This window comes from Corynebacterium sp. CCM 9204 (assembly GCF_041357695.1).
Taxonomy (GTDB): Bacteria; Actinomycetota; Actinomycetes; order Mycobacteriales; family Mycobacteriaceae; genus Corynebacterium.
This window is the reverse complement of record NZ_JAUERX010000003.1, coordinates 218,043-233,459: the sequence shown is the minus strand read 5'-3', so window position 1 is coordinate 233,459 and position 15,417 is coordinate 218,043. Positions and strand designations below refer to the sequence as shown.

Genomic DNA, 15,417 nt, shown 5'->3' with positions numbered 1-15,417 from the left:
GCGCCGCCGCTACACCATCATCGGGGGCATGTGTCCACCGCTGCAGGCCCGAGCGCTCTGCAGGTTTCCCGAACTCAAGCACCCGATCCCGGAGGTGTCAGCTCCATCCCCGGCGGAGCACGCCCCTGGTTGCAGCCCGTGACCGGGGGATGGCAGCGGGAACGGTCTTTTTCGCAGGATCCGGTACCCGGGGGCCACCGGCGCTCCGCACGCCGGATGGCGGTTCCCCGTCCCGGTGCCTTTCCCGCGCTTTCTTTTCTGCCGCTTCACGCGCCGAGCGGTGGACCCGGTCGAGCGCCTTCTCAAATTCGGTCAACCGCTGTATGGAGCGTTGTTCGAACTGTGCGATGAACCGGTCGAATTCGTCACTCACCACTGCCCCGCTTTCCGGGTGGTACCTGATGTTCCCTCACCGGATCGGAAACCACCGTCATGCTTGGACCCTGGTGCGGGGGGCTCGGGAGTTGGTACCGGCTGAGGCTTCTTCTCAGGCACCGGCTCCGGTTCAGACGCCGACATCGGTCCGGGTTGCGGTACCGTTTCCGGGACTGGGGCGGACACCGGCTCCGGCACTTCCCGGGGTTCAGGGCAGGGGGTCGTGTCAGTTTCACTCTCCGCGACGGGATCCGGCTCCGGCCCGCACGCCACATCACCACATTCTTCCACCGCGCAGTGCGCGAGTTCGACGAGTATCCCGACACTAATCAATGCGATTCCCAGACCGACCGCACCGAGAATTCCGACACACGGTTCCGGGGTGACACTGACTTCCGGTGCGGTGGCGGAGAACCCTCCAGAAGCTCCCACAGATGACTCAGCGGTTACCACGGAACTCGACTGCACCTCATCGACTTCGTGTGAACCCGCACAATAGTGGTCATTGTCGAAGTGTGCCTCCGCTGCCGGTGGCAGCGGAACCGGGGGCGCACCCGCGACGGCTGCCTGCCCGGTCATCAGATGGTTAAGCCCCTCGCACATCGTCTCATCACGATCGACGCAGAGTGCCCAAATCTCACGGGCACATTCATCGACCAGTACCGCTGCTGCTCCCACGAGTTCCCGGAAACACTCCCAGTCCCCGTCACCATGTGCGATGTCAATCATGTTGACTTGCGCCCTGATGGCAGAGAGCGTCGCCCGCACAGTCACCCCCGCTACTTCACCGGACATCCGGCACAGTATCGCGTTCGCCGACATCGCCCGCAAGGTTTTGGCCAGTATCTCATCCTGTGCGACGCAGTGCGCCCGAAAGTCATCGACGAGAAGCCCGAGATGTCGGGCGATGACTCCACCCAGTCCTTCCTCCCCGAGTACACTCGCCGCCGTAGCGAACCTGGCGACGATTGCTCCCGGATCTGTCTTCCCTCGGACCGCTGCGGCAGTGTCCAGGACAACCTGCGGCTCAAAACCTGCGATGGTTCCGGTGTTCTCCGCCAGTTCTTCCGGTGTCACCTGCGGCCCGGACCAGGTGCCCCGTGCTGCGGTACGAAGATCAGCGACCACCTCACAGTAATTCTCCACCGCCACCTGGAGCATACGTGCACCGGTACCGGCATCCTCGAACGTAGTAGCCGTTCCGTCCTTCACTGGAGGCGTCCCTTCAACTGGTCACCGAATGCCTCGTCCTCGGCCACCATCAAATCGATCTGTTCCAGAGCAGCCACTGTAGCCGCTCTGATGGCCTCCAGCCGGTAGGCGGTAGCCTGGTGCAGCGCCGTAAGGTGCCGGTCCAGTTCCCCCGCGAAGTCCCCGAACCCCCGGCCCAGGTTCCCCCCCACCGGTGCGGGCGACGCTGACATGTGCTCCTGCTGCTGCTTGACTACCTCGTCCAGGAGCTCCCTGAGCTTTTCGACGGTACTGCTGTCGACGTACACAGATGCCGTGGTGCTCGTCACCTGCGCACCGGGAGAGTAACCGTTTTCCACGTTCAGACCTCATTCTTCGGTGCCCTGCTCCGCGCCGGAGAAGCTCGTCGGGGAGGGCGAGGGGTTCCCATCATCATTGTTGATTCTTAGACCGGGAACGAGCACCGAATGGTTCCCACAGGGATCCGGTTTGCGGACACGCTGGTACGAGAAACCATGAAAAATACAGTGACCTGCACAAAAGGAAATATATCTCCTCAGCGTGGGGGTATTTTCAGGGGTATTCTCGGCCAGTGGCGGAACGACCACCTCAAGTGGAACTGATCAGACCTCGGCGACGACTGCGGCCAGTCGCCCAGCCACCCGGCGCGCTGTCTCCGCATCAGCAGCCTCAACCATGACCCGGTAGAGTTCCTCAGTCCCGGAAGGACGAAGGAGAACACGCCCGGTACTTCCGAGTTCCCCCTCTGCGGCCGTAATCGCTTCCGAGACCCGTGTGTTCCCGGAAATCGTGGTCTTGTCCGACACGGGAACGTTGATGAGAACCTGCGGTAGTACCTTCATCGCAGCGGCAAGATCTTTGAGGGACTTTCCGGTTTCCGCCATCCGTGCCATGAGTGCGAGGCCCGTCAGGGTTCCGTCACCGGTGGTCCCGTAGTCGGGGAGGACAATGTGGCCGGACTGTTCACCGCCAAGTGAGAATCCGCCGGCATTGAGATCAGCGAGAACGTACCGGTCCCCCACCTTGGTGGTACGCAACGTGATACCAGCTTCCTCCATCGCGATCTTCAGACCGAGGTTGCTCATCACCGTGGCGACGAGCGTGTTCTTGCGCAACTCACCGTTCTCCTTCATGGCAATGGCGAGAATAGCCATGATCTGGTCCCCGTCCACGACGGTCCCCTCCGCATCGACGGCGAGACAACGATCCGCATCACCGTCGTGAGCGAGACCAATATCCGCTCCGTGCTCGATCACGGCCTGCTGCACCTGGTCGATGTGTGTGGAACCGCATCCGTCATTGATGTTGTAGGAATTCGGTTCATCATGGATAGCGATGACTTCAGCACCAGCGGTTCCATAAGCCAGCGGCGTGACTTCGTGTGCTGCGCCGTTGGCGCAGTCGACGACGACCTTGATGCCCGATAGATCACGGGCGATTGACCGCGACAGGTGCTGCAGATACCGTTCTTGGGCGTCATGCGCCTCCTCGAGAACTCGACCGATCCCGTGCCCGGTGGGGCCACCTTCCGGCAGACGTGCCATGGCCGCCTCAATCTCATCTTCAACCTCGTCTGCGAGCTTGTGCCCGCCAGCAGCGAAGAACTTGATTCCGTTGTCCGGCATGGGGTTGTGCGAGGCCGAAATCATCACGCCCATATCGGCACCGTAGTCATCGGTCAGGAAAGCCACGGCCGGGGTCGGCAGGACACCGACCCTGAGCACGTCGACTCCTTGGCTCGCCATGCCCGCCGCGAGAGCTGCGGCGAGCATCTCCCCCGACACCCGCGGGTCCCGTCCGATAATGGCCATCGGGCGCCTTTTGGAGGTGCGGTTTTCCTTGGTGAGGACATGTGCTGCGGCAACACCGAGGCGCAGGGCCAGATGAGCCGTCAACGCCTTGTTGGCGAGTCCGCGTACGCCGTCAGTTCCGAAGAGTCGAGTCATGTGTCCATTATGCCCGCCCACCGACACCGGAAGGTCAGCCGGGGTTTTTCTCCGGCGAACAGGCCATCAGAAGGCACGGATCACCGCAGATGAGAGTGGTGCTGCTGCACAGCCAGCCCTCCCCTGATTCCCGCGACGCCCTGCACCGGGAACGGCGAAAGCCGCCGTTCCCGGGAAAGGAAACGACGGCTCGCACCGTACCCTCGGTAGACGGGGCATGGATCCGGGGAAAAGATCAGCGCTTCGAGTACTGCGGAGCGCGACGGGCCTTGTGCAGACCAGCCTTCTTGCGCTCGACGGCACGGGCGTCACGGGTGAGGAAGCCCGCCTTCTTCAGCGCATCGCGGTCAGCCGGGTTGTAGGCGATGAGCGCACGAGCGATGCCCAGCCGGAAAGCACCCGCCTGACCGGTGGGGCCACCACCGTGCAGGTTGGCGTGGATGTCGAACTGACCTTCCCGGTCGATCAGGGCGAGCGGGGCCTTGATCAACTGCTGATGCAGCTTGTTCGGGAAGTACTCTTCCAGGGAGCGGCCGTTGCAGAAGAACTGGCCGGAGCCGGAGGTCATACGCACACGCACGATGGCGCGCTTACGGCGTCCGACGGTCTGGATCTGGTGATCCAGCTCAGCGGGAGCAACCGGGGCATCCATGTCGGTTTCGGTCGCCTCGGGAGCGATCGCGTCGCCGATCGTGGTGGTGAACTCCTCGGTCGCTGCCTGCGCGGCGGCGATGTCGGAGGCCTCAGCGGCCTGGGGCTCGTTGGTGTTGTTCTCGGTCACTGGGCCACCTGCTTGATCTCGTAGGTCTCGGGCTTCTGGGCAGCGTACGGGTGCTCGGAGCCGGCGAAAACGCGCAGCTTCTTGACCGACGCACGGGTGAGCTTGGTGTGCGGCATCATGCCCTCGATCGCCTCGAAGACGACGCGCTCGGGGTGCAGCTCCATGGAGCGACCCAGGGTCATGGTCTTCAGACCACCCGGGTAACCGGAGTGGCGGTAACGGAACTCACGGTCCCGCTTGTTCGACGAGATGTGGACCTTGTCGGCGTTGATGACGATGACATAGTCACCACAGTCGACGTTCGGCGCGTAAAGGGGCTTGCCCTTGCCGCGCAGCAGGTCAGCGACGTGCGTGGCCAGACGGCCGAGCACCACGTCGGTGGCATCGATGACATACCACTTACGGGTGATGTCACCGCTTCTCGGGTGGTAAGTAGACAAAATGACTCCTTTGAAGAGCGTTGTGTCGAAAACTGCCGGCCACGAATCAACATGCGGATGGTCGGATACGGCGGCCGGTGGAGACCCGTAGCGACCCGCTGTCCCCCGAACAGCAATCCCGTATCCCTCCGGCGAAACCGGAACAGGAGGAACGCGATGATGTCAACAGGGGACTCCACACACAGACACATCAGCTTAGGGGATGGAAGCAGAATCTCCAACCCTTAACGTCGTACCACCATTGACGATGCCGACACCAGGCAGGTGGTCCGGGCATACCCGCACACGAAAGAAAAAGAAGCCGATCGTGGCGCGGTGTCATCATCTCTTCCCGGTTACACCGGACACAGGAGCAGCCACCCATCCCGACTGCGGGACCGGATGAGACGCCCACGCCCACGAGGTCTCCATGACAGTGCTGGGGGACACCGGAGACCGGACGTGGTCAGGACCTCTCTCCCGGGCCAGGATGAGACGGGTGCAAAGCTGGGCCACGGATGCACCGCGACCGGGAACGGGGAGCAGCACCGGAGCGGTTCTCCGCTCCACGGATGTTCGTGGAGACTAATCAAGGGACGAGAACCATCGGTGACGCAGATTCGGTATCGGGGATCCGACAGGCGACGTGTGGTTGCACAGGGGCGCATCGGATCCGATGGACGGGAATTTCATGGGTTGAACAGATTTTTCGTGGCGTCACCTCCCTCAACACCCCGGGGACCAGAAAGAAACACCGTCAGCTCCAGCTCGCGGCCGCACGACGGTTAATGTCACTCATACGGTCATTCCCCTCCCCCACTGTTCGCGCAATCGTATCGAGAATGACAGTGAGTTCATGGGCGGCGTTGTCCCATTTCTGCTGGGCGGCCTGGTATTCAGCGGCCGAGTCTCCCTCCCAGGTCTCGGTCATCGGGCGGATCTGACGTTTGATCTCTTCCAGTTGCTGGCTGATACGGCCGGATGTCGCGCGGATGTCCCCGACAACAGTGGCGATCTCACCGAACTGGTAACGGATCATGGATTCCATACTTGTTTCCTTTGTTTGTCTCGTGTTCGACCGGGTACCTAGAGCTGCAATCCGGCGACATCGGTTCGGCGGAGGGCATCTGCGTTCTGGGCTTCGACGTTCTCGAAGGCTCCGGCGTTACCGCGGAGGTTCTCGGAGATGCTCCCCAGGGATTCCTGGAGTTTTACGGCTGCGGTGTTCCACCGACCCATGAGCTCATCGAAGGACACCTGCGCAGCGCCGTCCCATGATCCACGAACCTGTTCGACCACCGAGCGGAGTCGCCCAAGCTCATTACGAATGTCGTCATTCGTCGCATCGACGTTGGCTGCCGCCTGTTTCATCACAGCGGCTTCGGTACGGAATATCTGACTCACTTCTAGCCTTCCTGGTTGTGTGGGTTGCCTGGAACACGACCCATGCGTTCTCCGTTGTCACCCGGAATCCGGGGAAAAAGCAGTCCGTTGTCCACCATGGCGGGCCTGTTCTGCTCTTTCACCATGGTGAGACCCGTCCGAGGCCTTCACGGTTCCCTCATTCAGGAGAAAATTCAGGAATTTCTTCTTTTCGCAGGCCAACGCTGTCCGTGGCCATACGGCAGATCGCCCGCTGTGAGACTGTGGAGGAGATACGGGTATGGCAGCCCACACTCATCTGGTGCCCGTCCTCGACCCAGGTGATCCACTCCACGAAAGACCCGTCCCCCGGGGACTCCCGGTAGGTGACCACCTCAGCTCCGGGTCTCCGTCCCGCACGGTCGGAACGGTGCAAAACAGGGTCTGTCTCCACTTGCATCGACACCTCCTCGAGAACGATCCCCGGGGGAGTTCCGAGCAGTGGATCCGCAGAGAGGTGTATCCGGAGATCCGGATCAGGACCGGTGGCTGTGACTCCGCCCCGGTCTCCCGGGTTGAGGACATATCCGGCCGGTGTCATCACCCGTATGTTGCCCGCTTCGAGAACAACGCCGCCCACCGGCGCAGGTGCCGGTGTAGGGGGGTCAGGAGTCGGTTCCATCGGCTGCCCCCGGAGAATCTTTTCCGCCGCAGCGCTTGGACGTGTCACGGAACTCGTGGGAACTCCGGTGCCCCCGACGGTGTCCGTGTCCTCCGCATCAGGAGCCGCACTCCACCATGCGACACCCGCAACACAGAGCACAATGACAACGACCGCGATATGAAAGAGCGTCGGGCGGAACGTGGAGCGGTGTCGCCTACCCGTACGAGGTCTCCTGATCCGGAATGCCACCTCCGTGGGCGCACCAGACTCAGAACCGACGATTCCTTCATCATCCGGCCGGGCAAGTCGGCCGAACTGAACCTCAGCACCATCGGCGACGAGGATATCGGCGAGTAGTGCGGCCGATCCTGGGTCGGTAGCAACGACGGTGACCGGGTTGTCGTTCCAATCTCCACCGACGAGGTCTCTCGCCTGATCAACAACGGCATCGAGCCAGAGTGTGCTGTCATCGGGGACCAGATCGTTTCGGCAGATCGTGGTTGGTTCCCCGTTGGGGTCCGTCATCTCGAAAACGGTGGCGGTATCCAGGATGGTGATACGCATGGGATGCCTTTCTGTCGGGTCGGTGATGCCCTGGAATTAGGGGTGGGCTATCTGGCAGATACCGTGAACGCTGCCTCCGGTCATCCAGGTACCCCGCCCCGGAGGCTGGGGAAGCGGACGGATACCGAAGAGGGAGCCTTCCTCACGGTCTGCGTCGAGAAGCTGCACCGCCGGAGACTGATCCCGCAGCTCGGCGATGAACGGGTCATACATCGCTCGTGCAGCACCTCCCGCTTTACGGGCGAGAACGACATGGAGCCCGATGTCTCGTGCGTGTGGAATCAACGGCCGTAAGGGTGACAGGACACCGTCCACGAGGAGGTCGTGGTCGTCTATGACGAGGAAGATGTCCGGGCCTGACCACCAGGATCTCGCCCGCAGTTCCTGCGGAGTGATCTCGGTACCGGGAAGGCGTCCCGTGAGAGTCGCGAGAGTATTCGCCACCGCTGCCGCTATGGCATCCGTCGTGGCTGCATAGGAGGCGACCATCGTCTCGTCGAGTTCACCGAGATGAGTGCGGCGCGGATCGATCATCACCATTCTTGCCGTGGCAGGGCCAAGCGCCGTGACACCCGCGGCAACCGTCGAAACAAGGGTCGATTTCCCAGATCCCCGGGACCCGAGACACACCAGATGACCGTCGACCTCCGGATCCCACGTGACAGTCTCCAGTCTCGGGCCACCCACCCCAATGATGATCCCGGCTGGAGCATCCTGCGCATGTCCCCCGGGGTGCAGATCTGTGAGCAGGACGTCCCTCGGCAGTTCACGGAGCCGGGGCACCGGTACGAACCCCGCCGCTTGGGATACCCGGAGTACATGGGCGAGATCCTGTGCCCCCGAGTTGGCCACGAGCATCGGTTCCCCGTCCCCCGTGACACCACGCCCGGGCAATGCCGGAAGATTCTCCTGGGTCCTCCGGTTGATGAGGGAATCCAGGGACTCGGTGAGTTTCAATTCCAGGCGATGACTGATCAGATCACGAATCGCAGGACGAATCGATGTCCATCGCTGTGTGGACACGACAAGATGGACGTGACTGCCCGGCCCCTCCGCCGCAATCCGCGCGAAGCAGTCCCGGAGGTCCTCCGACACCTCGGAAACCGATTGCCAACCATCCACGACCAGGAATGTGTGACGGTGTTCGTACCCATCGAGCAACCCGAGTACCTCATCGACGATGCGCCGGGTTTTCTCCGGCTCACCTCTACCCGCGCACCCTGCCACATGGGGGAGAACAGCCAGGTCACCGAGACTGCGCCCACCATAGTCAAGCACGTAGAAACGAACGTCCGCGGAGTCATGCGTAGCGGCGAGGGAGAGCACGATGCTGCGCAGCGCCGTCGATTTACCGGTCTGTGGCCCACCACACACCGCAATGTGCCCACCAGTACCCGTGAAGTCGACGCGGTGCGGATCCTGGCGCTGCAGAAACGGTCTGTCGATCACTCCGAGTACGCAGGCCAGGAAACCCACGGTACCGGGGCGGTGACACACGTCCGACAGCCCCGCCGTCCGGTGCACCTCCCCAAGGCCGAGCGAGGATGGCAACGGAGGCAACCAGATACGGTGCGCCGACATTTCCTGATCTGCGGCGGCCGTCACCGCAGCCCCGACCACAACGTCAAGAAGTGTCGGCCCATCCCCACTGAGTGCGGCCAAGACATCGGGATCCCCGTTCCCCTCCTGTCCCGGGTCAGTATCCACATCCGCCCAGGAATCGAATTTCCGGACCACAGGCACGGAAGCAACCGTCGCTGGAAGCCCCGTCTGTCCCACCGAGATCGGAGCGGACACATAAGCGGCGCGGAACCTGGTGAGCTGTGCAGCTTCCGCCCGGAGATATCCGGTGCCTGGGCGTGACGGGAGAAAATGGGCGTCCGGTACTCCCAGTACCTGCCGTGATTCAGCAGCGGAGAAGGTCTTCAGCCCGATCCGGTACGACAGATGGGACTCCAGTCCACGCAGCCTCCCTTCATCGAGCCGCTGGCTGGCCAGCAGCAGATGCACCTGCAACGACCGCCCGAGACGCCCGACAGCCGTGAACAGATCCGCGAAGTCAGGATGCTGACCGAGCAGCTCAGAGAATTCATCTACGATGATGAGCAGCGCGGGCAACGGCTCCAGATCATCACGCTTTTCCGCCGCCGCATTGTGCTCGGTCACATTCGCGAAGCCACCGGCACGACGTAGCACCTCCTGACGTCGGTTGATCTCGCCGGAGATCGCGTCGTGCATGCGCTCCACGAGATGTGCCTCATCCGACAGGTTCGTGATCACCGCCGAGGTGTGCGGTAACCTTTCCAGTCCGAGAAACGTCGCCCCGCCTTTGAAATCCACGAGCACCAGGTTGAGATCCACGGGACTGTGGGTGGCTGCGAGAGCAACGACAAGCGTCCTCAACAACTCTGACTTCCCGGACCCCGTAGCTCCAACGCAGAGTCCGTGCGGACCAACACCCCCGTGAGCTGCTTCCCGAATGTCCAGCACCAGTGGCGTCCCGTTATCGTCGACCCCGATGGGTACCGAGAGTCGGTTCTCCCGCCGTTTCTCCCAGACGGGCGACTGGGAGAGCTCGGAAACCGAACCGATCCCCAGTAGCGAAAGCAGGTCGGAGCCTGTGTCAGACGTCGCCTCAGAAAGGGGACGTCGATAGCCAGTGATGGCACGCGCCAGCGCCGTGATCTCGTCCACTGTGAGGATGTCGGCGATCCCGAGTTCTTCCCTCCCCACGACTGAATCGACGCTGACGACACCATCGACGTGCAGGAGGATCCCCTCAGCCCTGGCGATGTTCCCGAGTTCGGTACCGGGACGTGAGTCGATGTCGATGACGGTGGTTCCCGCACCACCGACAGACACTCCTCCCCGATGTCCGGGGCCCGTGATCAGAACCCGGAAGTCTGCATTACCCGGACTCCGCGAATGGGGCAGCCATTTCATCCATTCGAACTGCGGCAGAGTCGAGGTGACCCCGACGGCCTCGGGGCCGTGATGGAAAACCATCTGCGCGACCATCGCACGCACGAGCCCCTCCGCATCCGGGCCATGGACCCCGATCACGGGAAAGGCCCCCAGATGAAGGGAGAACGGAACGTCCCGCACGACGCCGACAGTATGCATCATCTGTCGTAGGGCAACCATGCAGACCGGATCGAGATCCTCCGGAGCCCCCGAATCCGCGACGGCAACCGGAGTGCACAAACGAACGGGACCGAGCCCGAGCCTGATCTCCAGCGCATCGGGGTCCACTGCACGCCGCTCCCACATCCGCGACGACCCGGCACGACTGTGAAGAGTCCCCGGGTCCGGGTGCCGGTGAAATTCATACGCCCGTTGTTCCCTCGCGTTGCGACGTGCCTGGTCCGTCACGGCCGCCAAATGACGGAGGTAAACCCTCCGCTGCTCATCGGGATCATCCCCGCCGGGGGGATTCACCATGGCGAACACGCTGATCATCATCATCAACGGGAAAACCAACAGCCCCGGATTCAGCCCGCGGCCATTCATCATCATCACACCCACCATCGCCACGACAACGACCACCATGATCAGCGGCATCAGCAAACGTACGAGGGGGACCGGTCGAGGCCTGGCCACCGGTGGAACCGGATCGACCGTCAGTTCGCCCACCGGTGGAGGTGGCCCGGGTTCGCGTTCAGCAGGGCTTCGGGGTACGACGATTCCGTCACTGCGGGGAGCGGGCACGGCTGTTCCTCGTGCTTTCCGGGGTCGGTTCCGAAGGCGCACCGATCTTCTGCGCACCTAGACTCACCCCCGTCCTGGCGGACCGGAGGATGAATGACGCAGAAACGGTGTCCGACGGAAAAACGTACCCGGATCCCCACATCCGGTTGGACACGAAGACGATTCTAGGTCATTCTTGAGAAGGTTGCACAGGTTCTACATCACCCTCTCCGCCACTCCGTCCGGTATCCGGGTCAAGCGGTGAGGTGATTTGACCATGCCGTTCGCAACCACCGCACAGGGGGATATAGTGGCCACCGACCACGCTCTCCGTATCACCGTCCGGATCGCTCCGGACGCCGTCGATCTCCACCCGGACGCACCGGGACTCCCACCGCCGGAGATCGAACTCGCGCTTCCGGTGCGGGCCAGTATCGCCGAGATTCTTCCGGACATCCTTGATCTCGCAGGTATCCCCGGGCACCCCGGCCCGTGGGTGGCGTCCACAGCAGTGGGTGTACCTGTGGAGACCGCTGTCCCGTTAACCCACACCGCCCTCCGCCAGGGTGGAATCCTCGTACTCTCTCCAGGTACCGTTCCGGAAGCCCCGGTTCTCCGAGATGCCGCCGAGGTACTCGCGGACGGAGAGAAACAGGGATCATTCCGAGGCCTCGGAACAGTCGCCGTAGCTGGGGGACTGATCGCCTGCACTCTCCTCGCGGTGACGGGAACCGTACCCGGGAGTGATGGTGTACCACCCGCTCTCCGCCTGGCCATGCTCGCCCTTCTCTGCGTCGTGGTCGCCTCCCGGCTCAGCGCTCGGCGCTGGGACAATGACAACGACGTGGTCTCCACCACCGGAGTGCTGGTGGTCGGCGCTGTCGCGTCGGTCAGCGTCGCCGTGATCTCGGGCATCCTCCGCGGCGCAGCAGAGCTCACAGCAGGTCCGGATCCCGCGGTGAGTGCCGCGGTTGTCGGCGGATGCCTCACCGGAGGGGTGGTACTCACCGTCTGCTGGTTCTGTTGTCGGATGACTCCGGCGCTCACCGCTGCACTCGGAAACAGTCTCTTCCTCGTATCCCTGGGCGCATGCACGTTGCCATTCCCCGGCGGGTATCCGGGTGCAGCCGCAGCGACACTGGCACTGGCACTGATTGTGGTGGCGGTCCTTCCCTCCGTGGCCGTCCGTGTGGCCGGGTTGACGGTTCCTCGGCTGCCACCTGCCGGGGAGGACATCGGGTTACCAGAGGACCCGGCACCGGACATCGATGAGCGTGCCAGGTTCGCCCGTTCAGTGCTCTCCGGAGCGCTCGCCGGAACCTCGGTGGTTGCCGGTATCTGTGTCCTGATCGTCGGATGGTCCGGCGGTGTTTTTTCTGCGGCTCTGTGTCTTGCAACGACCGTCGCCACTGTCCTGCACGCACTCCGCCACCGGAATCCGCTCGCGGTGTGGGCACTATGGGTCTGGTCACTGTGTGCCGCGGTAGGAGTGGTGCTATCCGGGGTCCTGGATGATTCAGTCGGCGTGGCATCCGTGAGCTCGGTTGTCGCGCTCACCATCCTCACCCTTCCGTTGTGGGGGCCGAGAGTCGGTGAACTCCGGCCCGTCGCGGTCAACTGGCTGGAGCGGCTGGAAACACTCGCCGTCGCAGTGGTGCTTCCCCTGGCCGCACACATCCTCGGTGTCTTCATCCTGATCAGGGGTCTCTGATGAGGTGGCATCACATCACTTGCACCGGAGCGATCATCGTTCTCATGATGGTGATCCCAACCCCGACCTTCGCCGCCCCACCAGAATTCGACCCAGACTGTGCCGTCCCGGTACCCGCGACACCGTCGCTCATCATGGAACTCGGACCTCCTCCCGATTCCCTGACCAGGGCACACCGGTTCGCCACAGGAGCTGGTGTCAGGGTGGCGGTGATTGACACCGGGATCTCACCGCATCCCCGGTTGCCACCTCCCGTCGCAGGTGGCGATCTCGTGGTTCCCCGCGAGCGTCGACCCGAGGCTCCGCCTCTTCCCGACGGCGCTCTGGATGATTGCGACGGACACGGGACCATCGTCGCTGGAGTCCTCTCCGCACAACCATCTCCCGAAGACGGCGTCCTCGGAGTCGCTCCCGGGATCGAGCTGCTCAGCATCCGCCAGACCAGTCGGAGCCGTGCCGCCGAGTCCCCCGGCTCCGGAGGAAACCTCCTTACGCTCACTTCGGCGCTCAACCTGGCTATTGATCAAGGTGCCCGGATCATCAACGTCTCCTTGACGAGTTGCCTACATCCCGCGCTCGCCGACAAGGTTGACACCCGCGACTTCGACTCCGTCCTCAACCGTGCGGAGGAACTCGGGGTGGTTGTTGTCGCCGCCGCTGGCAACGTCAGTGCCCAGTGCCCACCGGGCAGCACCGTGCTCCCGGCACATCGGCCCACGGTGGTGTCTGTCGCGGCTCTCGACACTCCGCACAACATCTCCGGGTACTCGGTTGAAGGCCCCGGTCCCCTGCTATCAGCATCCGGTCGTATCCCCGTGGCTGTCTCACCCCAAGGAACCGGACTGGCTGCTGGTCTCACAGACGGTACCGGTGTCAGAGCATTCGAGGGGACCAGCTTTGCGGCACCGGTGGTCAGTGGCACCGCAGCGCTGCTGATGGAATTGCATCCCACTGATTCTGCAGCCGGAATCAGAGCCAGACTGGCATCCGCCGTCGACCCTGCGACCGGAGCCGTCAATCCGGACAAGGTCGTGACTCACCTGGCGGCGGACTATCGGGGCACTCCCCATCCAGTCACGATCACAGCACCCGATCCGCCATCCACCGCACTCCATAGAAGAACAATCACGACCTTCATCTCACTGCTGTGTTTCATCGGCCCGGCCTTCATCATCATGCACAGCCGGAGACAACGACGTTCTCGGAACGGTCAGTAGCGGGGTTCCACTGCCCGCTCACGGGTCAGCGACTCACCGGCAGGCAGTAACCGGAGAATCGACCAGGGCGCAGACACCGGATTCTCCACCCCGATGACCGCGAGTTCCTCCACGGTACCGACAGCATGTCGGCGTCCTGTGTCGGAAACCAGGTAGTAACCGTTCCCGGTGTCGGTACCGATTCCGGTGGCGGTGACCGGTGCGTAGCGGGTGGCGATAGAGTCTCCGGAGAGCATTACACCCACTCCCCGTGCGTAAATACCTCGATCGGCTGCCTCCTCGATGATTCCCAGACGTCCATCCGCCCCTACTGCGCAGATTGTCGTAGTGGAAGGATCAACCCAGGTGAATCTTGTCTCGGGGAGCCTGATTTCTTCCGGAGAAGCGTCCGGTCGTGCTGCCGGGCCATCCTGGGGGGTCGCACGCTCAGTGGCCCCGAGATCGAGGAGTATTCCCCGCTGGAGAGGCGTCACCCGGAGGATTCCGTCAGGACGCAGCAGCCAGGACTCCCTCCCGTTTCCGAGAAGCACTCCGGAATTCGGAGGAAGTTCGTAGCCCGGCAGTTCACGGATCACGTTGAGGATCTCATGTGGTGGAGACCAGGCTGGTGTCCCCACAGTGATTCCAAGGCGCCTGCGCAGCACCCTGCCGAACCGCGTGGTGGGATCCGGCAACGTCACCCGACCTCTGGCTGTGATCACATGATCCACACCATCGACGGTGGCCAGAACCGCCGTGTGAGATGACGGCTCCGGAGGCGGTCGCCCGACCGTCACCGTCACGTCAGTATCCACTTGGCACACACTCCACATCAGGCCCTCCGGAACCGTACGGGCCACCATCCCCGGAGCGCCTGGTATTCCTACGGGAACCCCCCGATCCAGCTCCGCCAGAACAGAGTCCGCAGCATCGACGGGGTCGACATTCGAACCCACGATCAACCGGGCCGAGGTCAGGTTGCTCACGGGGTGGAGCCGACCGTCGATACGGGAATAGAGCGCTCCCGATTCCGCACGAATCACCGGAGCATCACCGGGATCCGGTTCCGGGATGAAAAACGCCATCGCCCCCGCAACAAGACCTGCGAGCACACATCCCGCAACCCCGACGAGCATGCCCCGCCGACGTCTGCCGAGTGGATCATGGATCAGCCGCGTATCCCCGGTGACCAGACCATGCTCGAGGCGTCTGGCGAGAAACTTGTGGCCGGTGACCTGTGCGCGGGTGGTGGGCAGCGGGAACTGGTTCATCAAGGGCTCCGGTGTCTGAAAAACAGAAGGGACAGAGAAACATAGACATCGGTGTCGGTGTACACGCGGCCCACGCGCCCCTGATCACGCGGCCACCGTTCCACCCCCGGCTCATCCCTTGTATGCCAGAACGAGACCGAGGATTCTCGACCCCATTCACCGATGCCTCCCCCACGATTGTATCGAACATGAAGCCTGAAGGCATCTTCTGTTCTCGGGCAAGCACAGG

General features: G+C 62.9%; 13 protein-coding genes. 2 read left to right on the top strand and 11 right to left on the bottom strand.

Going from position 1 to position 15,417, the window contains the following annotated elements:
- Positions 1–97: 97 nt before the first annotated feature.
- From QWU43_RS07545 to eccCa, 10 genes are all read right to left on the bottom strand, one after another.
- Entirely contained in the window at positions 98–373 is a 276-nt protein-coding gene (locus QWU43_RS07545) for a hypothetical protein (protein WP_370917507.1), read from the bottom strand.
- Positions 370–1,587, bottom strand: a complete 1,218-nt coding sequence (locus tag QWU43_RS07540) for a hypothetical protein (protein ID WP_370917506.1) — start codon at positions 1,585–1,587, stop codon at positions 370–372. The genes QWU43_RS07545 and QWU43_RS07540 overlap by 4 nt, the downstream gene beginning before the upstream one ends.
- Positions 1,584–1,895 (bottom strand): hypothetical protein, encoded by a 312-nt coding sequence (locus tag QWU43_RS07535; RefSeq protein WP_370914524.1) that lies wholly within the window; start codon positions 1,893–1,895, stop codon positions 1,584–1,586. The genes QWU43_RS07540 and QWU43_RS07535 overlap by 4 nt, the downstream gene beginning before the upstream one ends.
- Positions 1,896–2,189: 294 nt before the next feature.
- Positions 2,190–3,533 carry a phosphoglucosamine mutase gene (gene glmM, locus QWU43_RS07530; RefSeq protein ID WP_370914525.1) on the bottom strand — a complete coding sequence of 448 codons (1,344 nt, stop codon included), beginning with the start codon at positions 3,531–3,533 and terminating at the stop codon, positions 2,190–2,192.
- 235 nt (positions 3,534–3,768) lie between these two features.
- The gene (gene rpsI / locus QWU43_RS07525) at positions 3,769–4,314 is read right to left on the bottom strand and encodes a 30S ribosomal protein S9 (protein WP_370914526.1); all 546 of its coding nucleotides are present in this window, start codon (positions 4,312–4,314) and stop codon (positions 3,769–3,771) included.
- A complete protein-coding gene (gene rplM / locus QWU43_RS07520; RefSeq protein ID WP_200253810.1) occupies positions 4,311–4,754 on the bottom strand; it encodes a 50S ribosomal protein L13 in 444 nt (147 codons plus the stop codon). Before rplM ends, rpsI begins: the two co-directional genes overlap by 4 nt.
- 736 nt (positions 4,755–5,490) lie before the next feature.
- Complete coding sequence (locus QWU43_RS07515) at positions 5,491–5,781, bottom strand: WXG100 family type VII secretion target (protein WP_370914527.1); 291 nt, start codon at positions 5,779–5,781, stop codon at positions 5,491–5,493.
- 38 nt (positions 5,782–5,819) lie between these two features.
- Complete coding sequence (locus QWU43_RS07510) at positions 5,820–6,137, bottom strand: WXG100 family type VII secretion target (protein ID WP_370914528.1); 318 nt, start codon at positions 6,135–6,137, stop codon at positions 5,820–5,822.
- A 157-nt stretch (positions 6,138–6,294) separates the two neighbouring features.
- Positions 6,295–7,323 carry a type VII secretion-associated protein gene (locus tag QWU43_RS07505; protein ID WP_370917505.1) on the bottom strand — a complete coding sequence of 343 codons (1,029 nt, stop codon included), beginning with the start codon at positions 7,321–7,323 and terminating at the stop codon, positions 6,295–6,297.
- A 36-nt stretch (positions 7,324–7,359) separates the two neighbouring features.
- On the bottom strand, positions 7,360–11,031 hold the full coding sequence (eccCa, locus tag QWU43_RS07500; RefSeq protein ID WP_370917504.1) for a type VII secretion protein EccCa: 3,672 nt from the start codon (positions 11,029–11,031) through the stop codon (positions 7,360–7,362).
- 256 nt (positions 11,032–11,287) lie between these two features.
- Between eccCa and eccD the strand changes: the two genes are divergently transcribed.
- The gene (gene eccD, locus QWU43_RS07495; RefSeq protein WP_370917503.1) at positions 11,288–12,721 is read left to right on the top strand and encodes a type VII secretion integral membrane protein EccD; all 1,434 of its coding nucleotides are present in this window, start codon (positions 11,288–11,290) and stop codon (positions 12,719–12,721) included.
- Positions 12,721–13,938, top strand: coding sequence for a S8 family serine peptidase (locus tag QWU43_RS07490; protein ID WP_370917502.1), 1,218 nt, complete (start codon positions 12,721–12,723; stop codon positions 13,936–13,938). Before eccD ends, QWU43_RS07490 begins: the two co-directional genes overlap by 1 nt.
- On the opposite strand, the gene eccB is transcribed toward QWU43_RS07490, so the two are convergent.
- The gene (gene eccB / locus QWU43_RS07485) at positions 13,932–15,188 is read right to left on the bottom strand and encodes a type VII secretion protein EccB (RefSeq protein ID WP_370917501.1); all 1,257 of its coding nucleotides are present in this window, start codon (positions 15,186–15,188) and stop codon (positions 13,932–13,934) included. The two genes, QWU43_RS07490 and eccB, sit on opposite strands and share 7 nt — an antisense overlap.
- Between the last annotated feature and the right edge of the window lie 229 nt (positions 15,189–15,417).

Bases quoted from the DNA above. Each gene is read 5' to 3' on its own strand.
- glmM (WP_370914525.1), bottom strand. From the start codon at position 3,533: ATGACTCGACTCTTCGGAACTGACGGCGTACGCGGACTCGCCAACAAG.
- QWU43_RS07515 (WP_370914527.1), bottom strand. From the start codon at position 5,781: ATGGAATCCATGATCCGTTACCAGTTCGGTGAGATCGCCACTGTTGTC.
- QWU43_RS07505 (WP_370917505.1), bottom strand. From the start codon at position 7,323: ATGCGTATCACCATCCTGGATACCGCCACCGTTTTCGAGATGACGGAC.
- eccD (WP_370917503.1), top strand. From the start codon at position 11,288: ATGCCGTTCGCAACCACCGCACAGGGGGATATAGTGGCCACCGACCAC.
- QWU43_RS07490 (WP_370917502.1), top strand. From the start codon at position 12,721: ATGAGGTGGCATCACATCACTTGCACCGGAGCGATCATCGTTCTCATG.
- eccB (WP_370917501.1), bottom strand. From the start codon at position 15,188: ATGAACCAGTTCCCGCTGCCCACCACCCGCGCACAGGTCACCGGCCAC.